This is a genomic window from Jannaschia sp. GRR-S6-38 (genome assembly GCF_029853695.1).
GTDB lineage: Bacteria > Pseudomonadota > Alphaproteobacteria > Rhodobacterales > Rhodobacteraceae > Jannaschia > Jannaschia ovalis.
In genome coordinates, this window is sequence record NZ_CP122537.1 from 212319 (window position 1) to 228447 (window position 16129).

14 protein-coding genes and 1 tRNA gene are annotated in these 16129 nt (G+C 69.9%); 7 read left to right on the forward strand and 8 right to left on the reverse strand.

From position 1 onward, the window contains the following. Window positions 1-51 precede the first annotated feature (51 nt). From P8627_RS01010 to P8627_RS01030, 5 genes are all read right to left on the reverse strand, one after another. On the reverse strand, window positions 52-477 hold the full coding sequence (locus tag P8627_RS01010) for a GlcG/HbpS family heme-binding protein (RefSeq protein ID WP_279965622.1): 426 nt from the start codon (window positions 475-477) through the stop codon (window positions 52-54). A 17-nt stretch (window positions 478-494) separates the two neighbouring features. Continuing rightward, window positions 495-935 carry a methyltransferase family protein gene (locus tag P8627_RS01015; RefSeq protein WP_279965623.1) on the reverse strand — a complete coding sequence of 147 codons (441 nt, stop codon included), beginning with the start codon at window positions 933-935 and terminating at the stop codon, window positions 495-497. Then, complete coding sequence (locus P8627_RS01020) at window positions 935-3160, reverse strand: malate synthase G (RefSeq protein ID WP_279965624.1); 2226 nt, start codon at window positions 3158-3160, stop codon at window positions 935-937. Before P8627_RS01020 ends, P8627_RS01015 begins: the two co-directional genes overlap by 1 nt. A 70-nt stretch (window positions 3161-3230) precedes the next feature. After that, a complete protein-coding gene (locus P8627_RS01025; RefSeq protein WP_279965625.1) occupies window positions 3231-3371 on the reverse strand; it encodes a DUF2256 domain-containing protein in 141 nt (46 codons plus the stop codon). Then, a complete protein-coding gene (locus tag P8627_RS01030) occupies window positions 3359-4318 on the reverse strand; it encodes a deoxyribodipyrimidine photo-lyase (RefSeq protein WP_279965626.1) in 960 nt (319 codons plus the stop codon). The genes P8627_RS01025 and P8627_RS01030 overlap by 13 nt, the downstream gene beginning before the upstream one ends. Window positions 4319-4424: 106 nt before the next feature. On the opposite strand from P8627_RS01030, the gene pepN reads away from it, so the two are divergent. Then, complete coding sequence (gene pepN / locus P8627_RS01035) at window positions 4425-6965, forward strand: aminopeptidase N (RefSeq protein ID WP_279965627.1); 2541 nt, start codon at window positions 4425-4427, stop codon at window positions 6963-6965. A 121-nt stretch (window positions 6966-7086) separates the two neighbouring features. Continuing rightward, window positions 7087-8385: an alpha/beta hydrolase family protein gene (locus tag P8627_RS01040; protein ID WP_279965628.1), complete on the forward strand. Its 1299-nt coding sequence runs from the start codon at window positions 7087-7089 to the stop codon at window positions 8383-8385. A gap of 55 nt (window positions 8386-8440) precedes the next feature. Here the strand turns inward: P8627_RS01040 and P8627_RS01045 are convergent, their stop codons facing one another. Then, window positions 8441-8995, reverse strand: coding sequence for a DUF1269 domain-containing protein (locus P8627_RS01045; protein ID WP_279965629.1), 555 nt, complete (start codon window positions 8993-8995; stop codon window positions 8441-8443). Between the two features lie 267 nt (window positions 8996-9262). On the opposite strand from P8627_RS01045, the gene P8627_RS01050 reads away from it, so the two are divergent. Next, the gene (locus P8627_RS01050) at window positions 9263-10138 is read left to right on the forward strand and encodes a 1-acyl-sn-glycerol-3-phosphate acyltransferase (protein WP_279965630.1); all 876 of its coding nucleotides are present in this window, start codon (window positions 9263-9265) and stop codon (window positions 10136-10138) included. Window positions 10139-10212: 74 nt separating this feature from the next. Here the strand turns inward: P8627_RS01050 and P8627_RS01055 are convergent. Further along, a tRNA-Leu gene (locus tag P8627_RS01055) sits at window positions 10213-10299 on the reverse strand. Between the two features lie 126 nt (window positions 10300-10425). Beyond that, a complete protein-coding gene (locus P8627_RS01060; protein WP_279965631.1) occupies window positions 10426-12039 on the reverse strand; it encodes a peptidoglycan-binding domain-containing protein in 1614 nt (537 codons plus the stop codon). A gap of 126 nt (window positions 12040-12165) precedes the next feature. On the opposite strand from P8627_RS01060, the gene lipB reads away from it, so the two are divergent. From lipB to P8627_RS01080, 4 genes are all read left to right on the forward strand, one after another. Further along, window positions 12166-12855, forward strand: a complete 690-nt coding sequence (gene lipB, locus P8627_RS01065; RefSeq protein WP_279965632.1) for a lipoyl(octanoyl) transferase LipB — start codon at window positions 12166-12168, stop codon at window positions 12853-12855. Between the two features lie 89 nt (window positions 12856-12944). Beyond that, window positions 12945-13625 (forward strand): Flp family type IVb pilin, encoded by a 681-nt coding sequence (locus P8627_RS01070; RefSeq protein WP_279965633.1) that lies wholly within the window; start codon window positions 12945-12947, stop codon window positions 13623-13625. Window positions 13626-13864: 239 nt separating this feature from the next. Next, window positions 13865-15538 carry a cytochrome c oxidase subunit I gene (locus P8627_RS01075; protein WP_279965634.1) on the forward strand — a complete coding sequence of 558 codons (1674 nt, stop codon included), beginning with the start codon at window positions 13865-13867 and terminating at the stop codon, window positions 15536-15538. Between the two features lie 12 nt (window positions 15539-15550). Next, a complete protein-coding gene (locus P8627_RS01080) occupies window positions 15551-16063 on the forward strand; it encodes a DUF2244 domain-containing protein (protein WP_279965635.1) in 513 nt (170 codons plus the stop codon). Window positions 16064-16129 lie beyond the last annotated feature (66 nt).

A 16129-nucleotide genomic window follows, 5' to 3' on the forward strand; every position in this document is an offset into this window, starting at 1 on the left:
CGAAAACCCCCGCTTGCGCAGGGTCGCGGCTGCGCGGGCGCAGGTCTGCGCTCAGGCCTCGCCGTCCAACCCGGCCGCCGCGATCCCGGCCATCCCGGCCTCGGCATCATTGTCGGAGGTGTCGCCGGTCACGCCCACCGCGCCGATTACGACCCCATCCGCGCGAACCAGCAGCCCGCCCGGCACCGGCACGACCTGCCCGCCGAAGACGCCGTTCACCGCGGACATGAAATAGGCCTGGGCCTCGGCCCGCGCCATTTGCGCCTGCCCCGCCATGCCCAGCATCACCGCGCCATAGGCCTTGCCCTGCGCGATCGCGAAGCGCCCGGGCGAGGCGCCGTCGGCCCGCGCGAAGGCCTTCGGGTGCCCGCCCGCGTCCAGCACGATGACGGAGAGCGGCTTCAGCCCCATCGCGGCGCCCTTGGCGAGCGTGGCGTCGATGATGGTGCGCGCCTGGTCGTGAGTGATCTCGGTCATGGCGGGTCCTTTCGGAGTTACCAGCGGCGGGTTCGGTTCAGATAGGCCTCCGCCTCGGGGCCGAAGGCCGCGCGCAGCGCCGCCTCCTCACCCAGGACGAAGCGGCGGGTGATGACGAGCAGGAAGGGCAGCACCAGAAGTACCGCCAGCAGCGATTGTAGCAGGACCCCCGTGCCGGCCAGCGCCAGCGCCATGCCGGTGTAGATCGGGTTGCGGTTCAGTCGGAACGGCCCCTCGACGATCAGGCGGCGCGGCACTTCGCGCGGCTCGATGCTGGTGGATTTGCGCCAGAACCACCAGGCCGACCACGCGATCAGCACCAGCCCCGCCGCGATCAGCGCCCAGCCCAGCGGGGCCGCGCGCGGCGCGGGCCCGGGCAGGAGCGACAGGGCGAACTGGGCGGCGAAACAGCCCGCCGCCCAGACCGGGGGGATGTCGGGAAAATCCCGGACCGACATCAGCCGGCCTTCAGCTCCAGCCGGCGACGGTGCAGGACCGGCTCGGTATAGCCCGAGGGCTGCACCCGTCCCTCGAAGACCAGGTCCTGCGCCGCCTTGTAGGCCACGCCGTCGAAGCCCGGCGCCATCGGCGTGTAGCTCGGGTCGCCGGCGTTCTGCGCATCGACCTTGGCGGCCATCTTGCGCATCCCGGCCTCGACCTGGTCCTTCGACACCACCCCGTGATGCAGCCAGTTGGCCAGCGCCTGGCTGGAGATCCGGCAGGTCGCGCGGTCCTCCATCAGGCCCACATCGTGGATATCGGGCACCTTCGAGCAGCCGACCCCTTGGTCGACCCAGCGCACCACGTAGCCCAGGATGCCCTGGGCGTTATTCTCGATCTCGCGCGTGACCTCGTCATCCGAGAGGTTGCGCCCCTCCATCACCGGGATGGTCAGCAGGTCCTTCAGCGTGCCGCGCGGCCCGCCGGCGGCCAGCGCGTCCTGGCGCGCCAGCACGTCGACCTTGTGGTAATGCGTGGCATGCAGCGTCGCCGCCGTCGGCGACGGCACCCAGGCGCAGGTCGCGCCGGCCTCCGGATGGCCGATCTTCTCCTTCAGCATCGCGGCCATCAGGTCGGGCATGGCCCACATGCCCTTGCCGATCTGCGCCCGGCCCTTCAGCCCGCAGGCCAGCCCGATATCGACGTTGCGATCCTCGTAGGCGGCGATCCAGGGCGTCGATTTCATCTCGCCCTTGGGCAGCATCGGCCCGGCTTCCATCGAGGTGTGGATCTCATCACCGGTGCGGTCGAGGAAGCCCGTATTGATGAAGGCCACCCGCGCTCGCGCGGCGCGGATGCATTCCTTCAGATTGGCCGAGGTGCGCCGCTCCTCGTCCATGATGCCCAGCTTGACGGTGTTCGCGGGCAGGCCCAGCAGCGCCTCGACCCGGGTGAAGATCTCGTCGGCGAAGGCCACCTCGGCGGGCCCGTGCATCTTGGGCTTCACGACATAGACCGAGCCATGGACCGAGTTGCGCGGCCCGTCCGTCTTCCGGAGGTCGTGCATCGCGATCAGCGTCGTGATCGCCGCGTCCATCAGCCCCTCGGGGATCTCCGCACCGTCCGCCATCAGGATCGCCGGATTGGTCATCAGGTGGCCCACGTTGCGCACCAGCATCAGCGCCCGGCCCTTGACCGTGATCACCTCGCCCCCCGGCGTGTTGAACTCCATGTCGGGGTTCAGCTTGCGGGTGAAGCTGCGCCCGCTCTTCGTCACCTCCTCGGACAGGTCGCCGCGCATCAGGCCCAGCCAGTTGCGATAGGCCAGGACCTTATCCTCGGCATCGACGCAGGCGACCGAATCCTCGCAATCCATGATCGCGGAGACGGCGGATTCCAGGTGCAGCGCGTCCAGTCCCATCGCGTCGTCGCGGCCGATATCGCCGTCCCGCGTGATGACCGGCACGATGCCCAGCCCGTGATGGACCAGCAGGATGCGGACCGTGTCGCCATCGGTCACCCAGCCGCGGAAGGCGCCCGGCTCGGCCAGGTCGACCTCCATGCCCACGGGCGGGGCCGATTGCAGGCCCGGCTCCTCCCAGACGGTGGTGTTCGCCTGCCGCCAGTCCTGGTCGTTCAGGATCACCGCCTTGAGCTGGCCGTCGCGCAGGCGCAGCCCCACCACATCCGCCCAGGAGCCGGCGTGGAGCGGCACCGCCTGGTCGAGGAATTCCTTGGCCCGCGCGATCACCCGCTGGCCGCGCGCCGGGTCGTAGCCCTTGCCCGCCGGCAGGTCGCCCAGCGCGTCGGTGCCGTAGAGCGCGTCGAAGAGGTTGCCCCAGCGCGCATTCGCGGCGTTCAGCGCGTAGCGCGCATTGGTGATCGGCACGACGAGCTGCGGGCCGGGCGTCGACGCGATCTCGGGGTCGACGTTCTCGGTGGTGATGGTGAAGTCGGGGCCCTCGGGCACGAGATAGCCGATCTTCTCCAGGAAGGCGCGGTAGGCTTCGGCGTCATGCGGCTGGCCCGCGCGCGCCTTGTGCCAATCGTCGATCTTCGCCTGGATCGCCGCGCGCTCGGCCAGGAAGGCCGCGTTCTTCGGGGCCAGGTCGCCCGCCAGTGCCGCGAAGCCGGCCCAGAAGTCATCCGCCTCGATGCCGGTGCCCGGCAGCGCCTCGTTTTCGATGAACTCGGCCAGTTCCTCGGCGACCTGAAGGCCGTAACGTTCCGTGCGCGACATCATGTCCCTCCCTCTGCTGCCGGGGAGCTAGCGCAAGTTTGACGCCGCGACAATCAAGATTGGTTAGAAAATCTTACCGCTTTCGCCGACAGGCGTCCGAGCAGTATTTCACCTCGTCCCAGACCTTCGCCCATTTCTTGCGCCAGGCGAAGGGCCGCCCGCAGGCGGCGCAGGTCTTCTGCGGCAGGTCGCTCTTGCGGGTCATTCGGGCCATGGCAGGTCCATCTCGATCTGGCGCGCGTCGGCGCGGCGGGGCTTCGGTTCCGGCCGGCCCAGGCGCATGGCCAGGTCGCGGGCGGAGCCTTGGAAGATGGGACAGGCGCGCCGCCGGGCAAGCCCGGCCCGCGCGGCCCGCAGCGCATCGGCCCCGCCGGACGGCGCCCCGCGCGCCAGCCGCGCGAGCAGGCGCCCCGGATCCGCATTCGTCAGGCCCGCGGCATCCTGCATCGCCAGCCAGAACGGCGCGGAGTCGAACCCGGTCGAGAGCCGCGCCAGATGCGTCCCTGCGCGCCGCCATTCGATCCCCTGGACATGCACGGCCAGCGCCTGCGCCAGCTCCGCCGCGCCCGGCGCGAAGACCCCGCTCGCTCGGGCCCGCCGCATAGCCGCATCGACGATACTCCAGCCCGTTCGCCCCGCCGCCCAGGCCGCGAAACCCGCGTCATCCGCGGATGCGGGCGCCGCGACCCCGAGCAGCGGCCGGCTGTCCAGCGCATGGGCACCCGCCAACGCCGCCAACCTCGCGCGCCCGCGGACGGGCACGCAGCCCCAGGCCCGGTGCGCCGCCATCCGGGCCGCGTCGCCGCGCGCCGCCGCCAGCGCCGCCGCCCCACCCCGCTGCCGCCGCGGGCAGGGGTCGAAGCCCAGGCCCAGCGCCGCCGCCTCGGGGATCGACCCCGGCGCGGCATCGGGCGCGGCCCGGATGGCCGCGATCACCTCGGCTTCCGGACCCCGCCGCACGACCAGCGGCACGCCGCGCGCGTCCAGCCCCGCGCGCAGCTCGACCAGCCATTCGGCCACGAAGCGCCATTGCCGCGCCGAGGCCTCGGGCCGGGCCCAGCGCGCGGGCTCCACCGCGAAGACGGCCACGGCCGGCCCGCGCGGCCGCGCCGGCAGGCGCAAGGCGTGGTTCAGCGACAGGATGGAGACGGGCGGCGCCATCCTGCCTTGGAACAGAATGCGAACACCGCTGTCCAGCCCGCGCATCCGGCCGGGGGTGGCGCCGGCGCCATGCACGTCCTAGCTCTGCCATGCAAAGGAGACCTTCATGCGCGACGCCGCCCCCACCGCCCCGCAGCCGAAATACCTCGCCGACTACGCGCCGCCGCCGGTCACGGTCACGCATGTCGACCTGCATTTCCGCCTCGACCCGCTGGCCACCCGCATCCGCGCGCGCCTGACCTGCGAGCGGCGCGAGCCGGGTGAGATGGTGCTGGACGGCGAGCAGCTCAAGCTGATCTCGATTGCGATGGACGGCGCGGCGCTGGATCCGTCGCGCTACACGCTGACCGACACCGCCCTCACGCTGCACGACGCGCCCGACCGCTTCATCCTCGAGACCGAGGCCGAGATCGCGCCCGAGACCAATAAGGCGCTGGAAGGGCTCTATATGTCGGGCGGCATGTATTGCACGCAATGCGAGGCCGAGGGCTTCCGCCGAATCACCTGGATGCTGGACCGACCGGACGTGATGGCGACCTACGATGTCGAGATCGAAGCCGACCTGCCCGTGCGCCTGTCCAATGGCGACGAGGTCGCGCCCGGCAAGTGGCACGACCCCTGGCTCAAGCCCACATACCTGTTTGCGCTGGTCGCCGGGAACCTGGTCGCCACCTCGGACCGGTTCACCACGGTGGAGGGCCGCGAGGTCGCGCTGAACGTCTGGGTCCGGCCCGGCGACGAGGGGCGCACGGGCTACGCGCTCGATGCGCTGAAACGGTCGATGCTCTGGGACGAGCGCGTCTACGGGCGCGCCTACGACTTGTCCGTCTTCAACATCGTGGCGGTCGACGACTTCAACATGGGCGCGATGGAGAACAAGGGGCTGAACATCTTCAACTCCCGCTACGTGCTCGCCTCGCCGGAAACCGCGACCGACTCCGACTACGCCAATATCGAGCGCATCGTCGCGCACGAGTATTTCCACAACTGGACCGGCAACCGCATCACCTGCCGCGACTGGTTCCAGCTCTGCCTCAAGGAGGGCCTGACCGTCTTCCGCGACCAGCAGTTCATGCAGGACGAACGCTCCGCCGCCGTGCAACGGATCGGCGACGTGCTGACCCTGCGCGCCCGGCAGTTCCGCGAGGATGCCGGCCCCCTCGCCCATCCGGTCCGGCCCGAGAGCTTCGTGGAGATCAACAACTTCTACACCGCCACCGTCTACGAGAAGGGCGCCGAGGTGATCGGCATGCTGCGCCGGCTGGTCGGGCCCGAGGGCTATGCCGCCGGCTGCGCGCTCTATTTCGAGCGTCACGACGGCGAGGCCTGCACCATCGAGGATTGGCTCGACTGCTTCGCCGAGGCGACGGGCCGCGACCTGTCGCAGTTCAAGCTGTGGTATTCGCAGGCCGGAACGCCCGTCGTCACCGTTCGCGAGGACTTCAAGAATGGCCGCTACAGAATTGACCTGAAACAGGAAACGCCGCAGACGCCGGACCAGCCCAACAAGGCGCCGCTGGTGATCCCGCTGGCCTTCGGCCTGCTGGGCCGCGACGGGCGCGAGATCCAGGCGACGCGCATCCACGCCCTCGACACCGCGACGGACCGGCTGGAATTCGACCTCGACGAGAAGCCCATCCTGTCGATGCTGCGCGGCTTCTCCGCCCCGGTCATCCTGCAGCACGACCAGACCGATGCCGACCGGCTGATCCTTCTGGCGCATGACACCGACCCGTTCATCCGTTGGGAAGCCGGGCGGATGCTGTCGAAGTCGCGTCTGATGGCCGCGGTGACAGATGGCGCGGGCTTCGACGCGGGCTGGCTCGACGCGCTGCACAGGCTGGCCACCGACGAGGCCGCCGATCCGGCCTTCCGCGCGCTCGCGCTCGCGCTGCCCTCCGAGGACGACCTCGCCGGATCGCTGCACGCGGCCTCCGTGGTGCCCGACCCCGACCGCATCCACGCGGCGCGCAAATCGGCCCAGCGCGCCATCGCCGACCGTCTGGCGGACGACCTGCCCGCCCTGCGCGCGGCCATGGCCGTGCCCGGCCCCTACGATCCGCGCGCCGCGGATGCCGGAAAGCGCGCGCTCGGCGCGACGCTTCTGCGGCTCCAGACCCTGCGCGACGGCGGCGACGCGGCCCGCGCGGCCTATGCGGCGGCCGACAACATGACCGACCGCATGGCCGCCTTCACCTGCCTGCTCGAGGCGCGCGACACCTCCGTCGCCGCCGCGTTCGAACAAGACTGGAAGCACGACCGCCTGGTGATGGACAAATGGTTCATGGCGCAGGTCGCCCATGCCGATCCGTCCGAGGCGGTCGCGCAGGCCGAGGCGCTGACCCAGCGCGCGGATTTCGACGCGTCGAACCCGAACCGCTTCCGCGCCGTGCTGGGCGGGCTGTCCGCGGGCAACCCGGCGGGCTTCCACCGCGCCGACGGGGCGGGCTACGCGCTACTTGCCGATTGGCTGATCACGCTGGATGCCAGCAACCCGCAGACCGCCGCGCGCATGTCCGCCGCCTTCGAGACCTGGCGCCGCTACGATGCCGACCGGCAGACGCTGATGCGCGCCGCGCTGGAGCGGATGCGCGACGCCGCCTCCAGCCGCGACCTGCGCGAGATGACGGACCGGATGCTGGGCTGAGGCGGCGGCGCTCGGCGCAAACCCGCCCTCCGCCCGTGCCTGCCCCCGGGGAAGGTGCGAAACGGCTTGTTCCCCGCCGCGCGCGTGGCACTCTCCGCCCCTCATCCCGGGAGGAGAGAGCATGAGATATCTGACCCTTGCGCCGGCCGTGGCCCTTGGACTGGCCCTGCCTGCCGTCGCGCAGAACCCGATCGACGGGATGCGCCCCGACGCGCCGGAACTCGCGCCCTACGGCGCGCGGCCGGTCGGCGTGACGACGCAATCCTTCACCGATCCGGACCGCATCGACGTGGTGCGCGCGACCGATGACGCGGCCCCCACCGCCGACCGCACCATCACGGCCGAGATCTGGTACCCGGCCGCGGAGGGCACCGAACCCGGCACCGACTACACCGCGCTGATGCGCGACGGCGCGACCGAGGTGACGCTGACGGGGCGCGCCGCGCGCGAGGCGCAGGCCGCGGGCGGCACCTTCCCGCTGGTCGTCATCAGCCACGGCTATCCCGGCAATCGCTTCCTGATGAGCCATCTGGGCGAGAACCTCGCCTCCAAGGGCTATGTCGTGGCCTCGCTCGACCATCCGGATTCAATGTACCAGGACATGGGCGTCTTTCCCTCGACCCTGGTGAACCGGCCGGTGGACCAGGCCTTCATGGTCGACGCTTTGACCGGCTGGGCCGACCACCCGGTCGGTGCGATGATCGACGACGACGCGGTCGGCATCGTCGGCTACTCGATGGGCGGCTACGGCGCGCTGATCTACGCGGGCGGCGGGCTCTCGCAAGCGGCGATCGAACGGCGGGAGCCCAGCTGGTACAATGCCCCGGGCGAACTTTTGGCCCGCAACGCCGCGGGCGCGGACGCACACGCCGCGCTGGCCGATCCGGCGGTGAAGGCGGTGGTCGCCATCGGGCCCTGGGGCCGCAACCGCGACTTCTGGGATGCCGCGGGGCTGGCCGGGGTCGCGAAGCCGCTGATGATCGTGGCGGGCGGCGTGGACGATGTCAGCTCATACCCCGCGATCCGGCAGATCTTCGAGGAGACGACCGGCACCGACCGCCTGCTCCTGACCTTCGAGAACGCCAACCACAACGCGGCCGCGCCGATGCCCGCCCCCGAGGCCGCGTGGCAGGTCTCCGAGGCGACCGGCGAGTACCATTTCGACCATTATGCCGACGCGGTCTGGGACAATGTCCGGATGAACAACATCCTGCAGCATTTCGTGACCGCCTTCATGGACTTGAATCTCAAGGGCGAGGCGGAGAAGGCGGAATATCTGGACCTGGTCGAACTGGCCGCCGATGGGGTGATCGACCGCGCCGAGGACGGGACGGAAGGGCCCGATCACAGCTACTGGAAGGGGTTCGCCGACCGCAGCGCCCACGGGCTGCGCCTGGAGCGGCGCGCGGCGGGGAAGTAGACGCAGGAACGGCCGGGCAATGCGCCCGGCCGTCCCGTCTTCGATCTGGCGCGGATCAGGCCGCGTTCGGTGTGTCGTCGCGCACCCCGTCGACCAGCGGCTCGCCCCGCGACATCCGCCGCTCGGCCTCGCCCGACAGCGCCTCGCGGAGGCGGTCCTCCTGTTCGCGCGACAGCGACGTGTGGAACACCTCACCGCCCAACTCGCGCAGCTCGGGCAGCACGCGGTCCGGCGTGGCCTTGCGCACCAGCACGAACAGCGCCGACGAGCCGTCGGGCAGCTCCTGCCCCATGCGCTTCATCATGTCGTCATTGATGCCGAAATCTGTCAGATAACCCGACAGAGCGCCCGAGGCCGCGCCCACGGCGAGACCCAGCAGCGGGTTCAGGAAGACCAGCCCGATCAGCGTGCCCCACATGCCGCCGGTGGTCGCGCCGGCCGCCACGGTGTTGAAGCTCTGCTTCAGCGTCACGCGCCCGTCGGTATCCTTCGACACGATCACGGCGTCGGCCAGATCGACGAGATGCTGCTTCTGCGCCTCCCCGGCCTTCTTCAGCGCTTCCTCGGCGCGGGATTGGTCCTGGAAACGAATGGCGATGAGATCGGCCATGTCGAACTCCTTTCGTCTGTGTTTGCAGTCTAATGCGGAAATCCCGATCCCCCCGCGCGGGTTCCCCGGGCCCGCCCGGACGAAACGCCGCGTCCCCGGACGGCGCCGGGCGCGCGGCCCGCGGGCGCCGATCCGCCGCAGGCCCGCCCCGCGCGTGACGTGGCCGCCCATTTCGCGGTAGAATTGTAGGAACGCTGCCTATATCGGCGGCGTTGTGCGACCGGGACTGTCACGGCCCCGATACAAACCCGTGTTGAGGGGGGCGCCATGAAAGACCGTCTCGATCCGCTGATCGCCGAGCGCGCGCCCTGGCTCTTCGAGCCGACCCTGACCGCCCGCGCGGCCTGGAAGGTGCTGGGCCGGCTACTGGCCTACGAGCGCTCGGTCGAAATCGGCACGCATTACGTCGACAAGCCCGTGGACCAGATCATGGCCGATCTGGCGCGCCGCATCGCCCGGCGGGTCAGTGTCGAAGGGCTCGAGAACGTGCCCGCGGGCGGCTCGGCCATGATCGTGGCGAACCATCCGACCGGCATCGCCGACGGCATCATCCTGCACGACCTGCTGTCGCGGCGCCGGACCGACGCGTTCTACTACGCCAACAGCGACATCCTGCGCGTCCTGCCGCAATTCGAGCGGATGATCGTCCCCGTCGAATGGCGCGAGGACAAGCGCACCGTCTCCAAGACCCGCGAGACGATGACCCAGACCCGCGCCTGCTTCGCCGAGGAGCGGCTTGGCGTGATCTTCCCCTCGGGTCGGTTGGCCAAGCGCCGCGGGCTGCGCCTGCACGAGCGTCCCTGGATGGCCTCGGCCGCGATGATCGCCCGCAAGTTCGAGTTGCCGGTCATCCCCGTCCATATCCGCGCCCGCAACTCGGCGATGTTCTACGGCTTCGACGCGATCCACCCGACGCTGCGCGACATCACGCTGTTCCACGAGACGCTGAACAAGGACGTGCAGCCCTACCACGTCACCATCGGCCGCCCGCTCGACGGCGCGGCGCTGCCGAAGGACGCGCATGAGGGGATCGAAGTGCTGCGCGACGCGACGCTCGCGCTGGGCAACCAGCGCCACGGCGAGATCAAGCTGACCGAGACCCGCCCCGCCTGGCGCCGCTGGGGCGCCCGCACGACGGCCTGACCCGGCCCTGACCGCCCCACCCCGAAACGCGAAACGCCGCCCCTCGGGGCGGCGCTCTCGTGTTCGTCGGGCGGTGGTGCGGTCGAGAAGACTCGAACTTCCACGGGTGTTACCCCACAGCGACCTCAACGCTGCGCGTCTACCAATTCCGCCACGACCGCGTGACGCCCTCGGAACGTGGCGCGGGGATTAGCGGGCGGCGGCGCGAAAGGGAAGCCCCGATTTCGCCCCGCCGCCCGAAAGCGCCGCGCCCGGCCATCCTCGGCCCGTCGCAAGAAGGCGGCCCGTCAGTCCGTGGCCGCCGTCCCGAAATTCGGCAGCGCCGCGGGCACCGGCTGCGCCGCCGCCGCGCCCTGCCCGACCCCGCTCGCCGCCCAGGTCAGCAATTCGGTGCGCCCGGCCTGGTTCGGCGCGAAGACCGGCGTGGTGCCGCCCTTCAGCGCCTCGATCGCGGTGCCGTACCAGGCGGCGGCCAGGTCGGGCCGCTCCGCCGTGCCGAAGCCCGATTGCAGGTGGTGGCCCAGCAGCTCCGCATGCGGGGCCGAGCCCAGCGCCACCATCAGGAGCGCCGCGCCCAGCGCCACGTCCAGATCGTCGGCCGCGTAGCCCGCCGCCAGGCAGAGCGTCGCGGTGGTGCGCAGCTGCTCCTGCGACATGCCGGTGCCCAGCACGAAGCCCGCGACCTCCTGCATCACCGCCGGGCGCGGCGCGGTCGACAGGGCGCCGATCTGCGCCGCCATGGTGGGCCCGAAAGCCGCGCATTGCGCCTGCACGCTCTGCATCGTGACGCCGGGCATGCCGGTCATGATCTGCTCGCCCGCATCGACGGCGAAGTTGCGCGCCAGGCAGAATTGCTCGGCCAGCGCGACCTCGGGCTCGCCGCCGGCGGCCGCGTCGATGAAACCGCCGCGCGTGGCGGTCAGCAGGTTCACCTTGCCGCAATGGCTGGCCAGCGACAGCGTGGCCGCTGGGGCCGCGCCGAAGACCGGCAGGGCGGGGCTCGCCACCTCCACCGTGGCGTCGGGCGCCGCAGGTTCGGGCGCGGCGGCCATCACCGGGTCGCCGTCATCCGCCAGCCGGCAGGACGCGCCCATGCATTCGAAGCTGGCGGCGGTCGGCCCATGCGCCAGCATGTCGTTGCGGGCATAGCCGTCGGGCGTCGAGACGAAGACCAGCGCCTTGCACTGCGCCGCCGAGCACCAGAAGGACGAGCCCGACACCGAGGTGTCCAGGATGTAGTCATTGTTGCCGTCGCCGTTCAGATCGGCCAGCTGCACGAAGCCCGCGCGCTGCAGAAGCTGCTCCGCCGAGGGGTCGGAGGAGGCGGCGATCTCGTCCACGGCCCGGCTCACCTCCAGCGGCAGGCCGGGATAGCCGGTCATGCGCTGCGCGGGCGCGCCGCCGCCGGTCATCATCGCGTGCTGCGCCTGAAGCGCCGCGCGCGCGCCCAGGGGCGAGGTCGAGACCAGGCGCATCGTCTCGGGATTGCCCGACAGCGCCCGGGCATGCGCGCCCAGCAGGATGTCGCGCTCGAAGCTCGACAGCGTGCCGTCGACGGGCAGCGACAGGAAGGCCTGCATGCCCGACACGGCCGTGCGGGACTTGCGGCCCAGCACGCCGTCGGGCGTGCCGGCATTGAAGCCGAAATAGTTGAGCGCCGTCTGGACCTCGCGGTTCTGCGCACGCTCGGTGCTGGAAATGCCGCTGCGGCTCGAGGTCGAGCGGCGGACCGTTGTGCTGCGGGTCGTCGTCCGGGGCTGCTGGCGCTGCGAATTGACCAGCGCGCCGCCGATGATTCCGCCCACCAGGCCGGCTGCGAAATCGTTGCTGCCGGCCATCGCGGGCACGGGCATCGCCACGGCCGCCGCGGTGACGGCCGTCAGGATCGGTTTGGTAAACATGTCACTCTCCAAGCAGAACACCGGTCGATTCTGCGGCAGAATCGCAGGCTGCCCTAGGGGAAATGCCGCGGTGCCCAATATTCGTGCAGGCTTGCCAAGCCCCCGGTGCGCCCCCTAATTCGCCCCATGACACCGGACTGGATCACCTCCGACGCGCCCGTCGCCTACGCGACCGCGCTCTCCGAGATGGAGGCCCGCGTCGCCGCGATCCGTGCGGGCACCGCGAACGAGGCGCTCTGGCTGCTCGAGCATCCGCCGCTCTACACCGCCGGCACCTCGGCGCGGCCGGAAGACCTGCGCCAGCCCGACCGCTTTCCCGTCCACGAGGCGCGGCGCGGCGGGCAATACACCTATCACGGCCCCGGCCAGCGCGTCGTCTACACCATGCTCGACGTGGCCGCGCGCGGCCGCGACGTGCGCGCCTTCGTGGCCGATCTGGAGGCCTGGGTGATCGCCGCGCTGGCCGAGTTCGGCGTCACCGGCGTCATCCGCGAGGGCCGCGTCGGCGTCTGGGTCGAGCGTCCCGACAAGCCGCCCTTGCCCGACGGCACCCCGCGCGAGGACAAGATCGCCGCGATCGGCATCCGCCTGCGCCGCTGGGTCAGCTTCCACGGGCTCTCGATCAATGTCGAACCGGATCTGGGCCATTTCGACGGCATCGTCCCCTGCGGCATCCAAGGGCACGGCGTGACATCGCTGGTCGATCTGGGCCTGCCGGTGACGATGGCCGATCTCGACGACGCGCTGCGCCGGACCTTCGCCGCGTCCCTCGATCGGCGGCGCCTGGAAACGGTGGCGGGCGGAACGGGCGACTGATGCCCGATGGGCCTATTTAAGCCACGGATCGATCATCTTTGGGCCATGGTCGGGCACCATAGATCGGGGGATTGACCGAAGGCCGACACATGCCCAGCCCGCAAGCCAGCGTCCCCCTCCTGCACCGCTTCGCCCGTTCCGAAGACGGCGCGATCACCGTGGAATGGGTCCTGCTGACCGCGCTCGGCGCCGCCATCGCCATCGCCAGCACCGACCTCGTCAACGGCGGGTTGCGCGTCTTCGCCTCGACCGTCTCCGAGGCCGTCACCGGCGAGAGCGACGCGGAATTCCTCAGCGTCGACATCTCCAACGGCTCCTTCGAAACGGTGCTCGGCCTTCCCACCGCCGAATGGGGGTTCGCCGCGACCGAGATCGACGGCTGGACCTCGACCAATGGCGAGAAATTCGAGATCAAGAACAGCGGCCATAACGGGATCGAGGCCTTCGACGGCAACCAGTTTCTCGACATGGGCGAGTCGCCCGGAAATCTCGCCATCACGCAGAATTTCGAGAATGCGGTCGCTGGCGAGACCTACGTCATCGGCTTCGCCGCGTCCGACTACACGGGCGGCACGAACTCGGTCGAGGTCTATTGGGCCGGCGAGCTCGTCGGCACGGCGACCCCCGGCGGCGCCGAATGGCAGACCTACGATTTCGTGGTCACCGCTGGGGACGGCCCCACCGCCAACACCGTCGAAATCCGCGAGGTCGGCCAGCCCGACAGCGTCGGCACCTATATCGACTCGATCGGCCTCTACCGCACCAACTGAACCTCGCCGCTATCGCCGCGACACACGCCTCGCAGCTGGCGTCTGCGCGATTCCCGCCGCGCCGCGGCAAATCGCCCCCGACGCGCCGTGCCTGCGACGATTTTCCCCGGCGTTTCCGCCGCCACGCGACCGATTGTGGCGTTGCCCTGCCGCGGCACGAGGGCTAGAACCCCGGGGAGTTTCGCGGGGCATAGTGCGCCCGGCGCCCAGACCGACCGACCAGACACGGGAGCGACCGCATGGCTGATGCCGCCATTTCGGGCCAAGACCACCACGAGAAGCCCGGCTTCTTCACCCGGTGGTTCATGTCCACCAATCACAAGGATATCGGGATCCTGTACCTGTTCGTCTCCGGACTGGCGGGTTTCATCTCGGTGGCCTTCACCGTCTACATGCGCCTCGAGCTCATGGATCCCGGCGTGCAGTACATGTGCCTGGAAGGCGCGCGCCTGACGGCCGCCGCCGCGGGCGAATGCACCCCGAACGGCCATCTCTGGAACGTGCTGATCACCGGCCACGGCATCCTGATGATGTTCTTCGTGGTCATCCCGGCGCTCTTCGGCGGCTTCGGCAACTACTTCATGCCGCTGCATATCGGTGCGCCGGACATGGCGTTCCCGCGCCTCAACAACCTGTCGTTCTGGCTGTTCGTCGCGGGCACCTCGCTCGCGGTGCTGTCGGTCCTCGTGCCCGGCGGAAACGGCCAGGCGGGCTCGGGCATCGGCTGGGTGCTCTACCCGCCGCTCTCGACGACCGAAGCGGGCATGTCGACGGATATCGCGATCTTCGCGGTCCACGTGTCGGGCGCCTCGTCGATCCTGGGCGCGATCAACATCATCACGACCTTCCTCAACATGCGCGCGCCGGGCATGACGCTCCACAAGGTGCCGCTCTTTGCCTGGTCGATCTTCGTTACCGCCTGGCTGATCCTCCTGGCTCTGCCCGTGCTGGCCGGCGCGATCACCATGCTGCTGACCGACCGCAACTTCGGCACGACCTTCTTCGACCCCGCGGGCGGCGGCGACCCGGTGCTCTACCAGCACATCCTGTGGTTCTTCGGACACCCCGAGGTCTACATCGTCATCCTGCCCGCTTTCGGCATCGTGTCGCACGTGGTCTCGACCTTCTCGAAGAAGCCCATCTTCGGCTACCTGCCCATGGTCTACGCCATGGTGGCGATCGGTGGCCTCGGCTTCGTCGTCTGGGCGCACCACATGTACACCGTGGGCATGTCGCTGACGCAGCAGGCGTATTTTATGGTGGCCACGATGATCATCGCGGTGCCAACCGGGGTGAAGATTTTCTCCTGGATCGCGACGATGTGGGGCGGCTCGATCAGCTTCAAGACGCCCATGCTCTTCGCCATCGGCTTCATCTTCCTGTTCACCGTGGGCGGCGTGACGGGCATCGTGCTCAGCCAGGCCGGCATCGACCGTGCCTATCACGACACCTACTACGTCGTGGCGCACTTCCACTACGTGATGAGCCTCGGGGCCGTGTTCGGCATCTTCGCGGGGGTTTATTACTGGATCGGCAAGATGAGCGGGCGGCAATATCCCGAATGGGCCGGCAAGCTGCACTTCTGGGCCTTCTTCATCGGCGCCAACCTGACCTTCTTCCCGCAGCACTTCCTGGGCCGCCAGGGCATGCCGCGCCGCTACATCGACTATCCGGACGCCTTCGCGCTCTGGAACGAGGTGTCGAGCTGGGGTGCGTTCCTGTCCTTCGCGTCGTTCCTCTTCTTCATCGGCGTGGTCTTCTACACGATCTTCGCCGGCCGCCGCGTCGAGGAGGAGGCCTATTGGGGCGAGCATGCCGATACGCTGGAATGGACGCTGCCCAACCCGCCGCCGGAGCACACCTTCGAGGAGCTTCCGACGCGCGAGATGTGGGACCGGCATCCGCATCCATGACGGGCCGACATCATGCCGATCAACGTGATCCATGACCTGAGCGAGGCCCCGGAAAATTCCGGGGCCTCCTTGCTTGAGCTCGAGCTCTGGCCCCACCAGTCGCTGACCGGCACCGGCTTCGTCTGGATAATCGGCGCGAGCTTCGGGATGCTGTGCATCCCGCTCATCGGGCTCATGGGCACCGTCGCGCTCTGGGGTATCCTGCCCTTCTGCATGGCGGTTCTGGGCCTGCTCTGGCTAAGCCTGAAGCGGTCCTGGCACGACCGCGACATCCTCGAACGGCTGGTGCTGACGCCGGAGGAGGCGCATCTCACCCGGCGCGATCCCGACGGCTCCACCCGCGACTGGCAGGCCAATCCCTATTGGGTCCGGGTTGAACGCCACGACAAGGTGGGCTCGATCGAGGATTACCTGACGCTCGAAGGCGGCCCCCGCGCCGTCGAGATCGGCGCCTTCCTCACTCCCGCCGAACGCCGCGGCCTCGAACGCCGCATCCTGCGCGCGCTGGGACGGATCAATGGCTAGCGCGGCGGGTCTCAGGGCGCTGGGCCGCCCGGGACGCGCCCGCGTAGCCCCGTCGGATCGTCGCGA

What these genes read in the sequence shown, in the direction of transcription:
- P8627_RS01020 (WP_279965624.1), bottom strand. Translation starts at nt 3,160, where the DNA reads ATGATGTCGCGCACGGAACGTTACGGCCTTCAGGTCGCCGAGGAACTG.
- P8627_RS01075 (WP_279965634.1), top strand. Translation starts at nt 13,865, where the DNA reads ATGGCTGATGCCGCCATTTCGGGCCAAGACCACCACGAGAAGCCCGGC.
- P8627_RS01060 (WP_279965631.1), bottom strand. Translation starts at nt 12,039, where the DNA reads ATGTTTACCAAACCGATCCTGACGGCCGTCACCGCGGCGGCCGTGGCG.
- P8627_RS01040 (WP_279965628.1), top strand. Translation starts at nt 7,087, where the DNA reads ATGAGATATCTGACCCTTGCGCCGGCCGTGGCCCTTGGACTGGCCCTG.
- P8627_RS01025 (WP_279965625.1), bottom strand. Translation starts at nt 3,371, where the DNA reads ATGGCCCGAATGACCCGCAAGAGCGACCTGCCGCAGAAGACCTGCGCC.
- P8627_RS01050 (WP_279965630.1), top strand. Translation starts at nt 9,263, where the DNA reads ATGAAAGACCGTCTCGATCCGCTGATCGCCGAGCGCGCGCCCTGGCTC.
- lipB (WP_279965632.1), top strand. Translation starts at nt 12,166, where the DNA reads ATGACACCGGACTGGATCACCTCCGACGCGCCCGTCGCCTACGCGACC.
- P8627_RS01010 (WP_279965622.1), bottom strand. Translation starts at nt 477, where the DNA reads ATGACCGAGATCACTCACGACCAGGCGCGCACCATCATCGACGCCACG.
- P8627_RS01015 (WP_279965623.1), bottom strand. Translation starts at nt 935, where the DNA reads ATGTCGGTCCGGGATTTTCCCGACATCCCCCCGGTCTGGGCGGCGGGC.
- P8627_RS01080 (WP_279965635.1), top strand. Translation starts at nt 15,551, where the DNA reads ATGCCGATCAACGTGATCCATGACCTGAGCGAGGCCCCGGAAAATTCC.
- P8627_RS01030 (WP_279965626.1), bottom strand. Translation starts at nt 4,318, where the DNA reads ATGGCGCCGCCCGTCTCCATCCTGTCGCTGAACCACGCCTTGCGCCTG.
- P8627_RS01070 (WP_279965633.1), top strand. Translation starts at nt 12,945, where the DNA reads ATGCCCAGCCCGCAAGCCAGCGTCCCCCTCCTGCACCGCTTCGCCCGT.
- pepN (WP_279965627.1), top strand. Translation starts at nt 4,425, where the DNA reads ATGCGCGACGCCGCCCCCACCGCCCCGCAGCCGAAATACCTCGCCGAC.
- P8627_RS01045 (WP_279965629.1), bottom strand. Translation starts at nt 8,995, where the DNA reads ATGGCCGATCTCATCGCCATTCGTTTCCAGGACCAATCCCGCGCCGAG.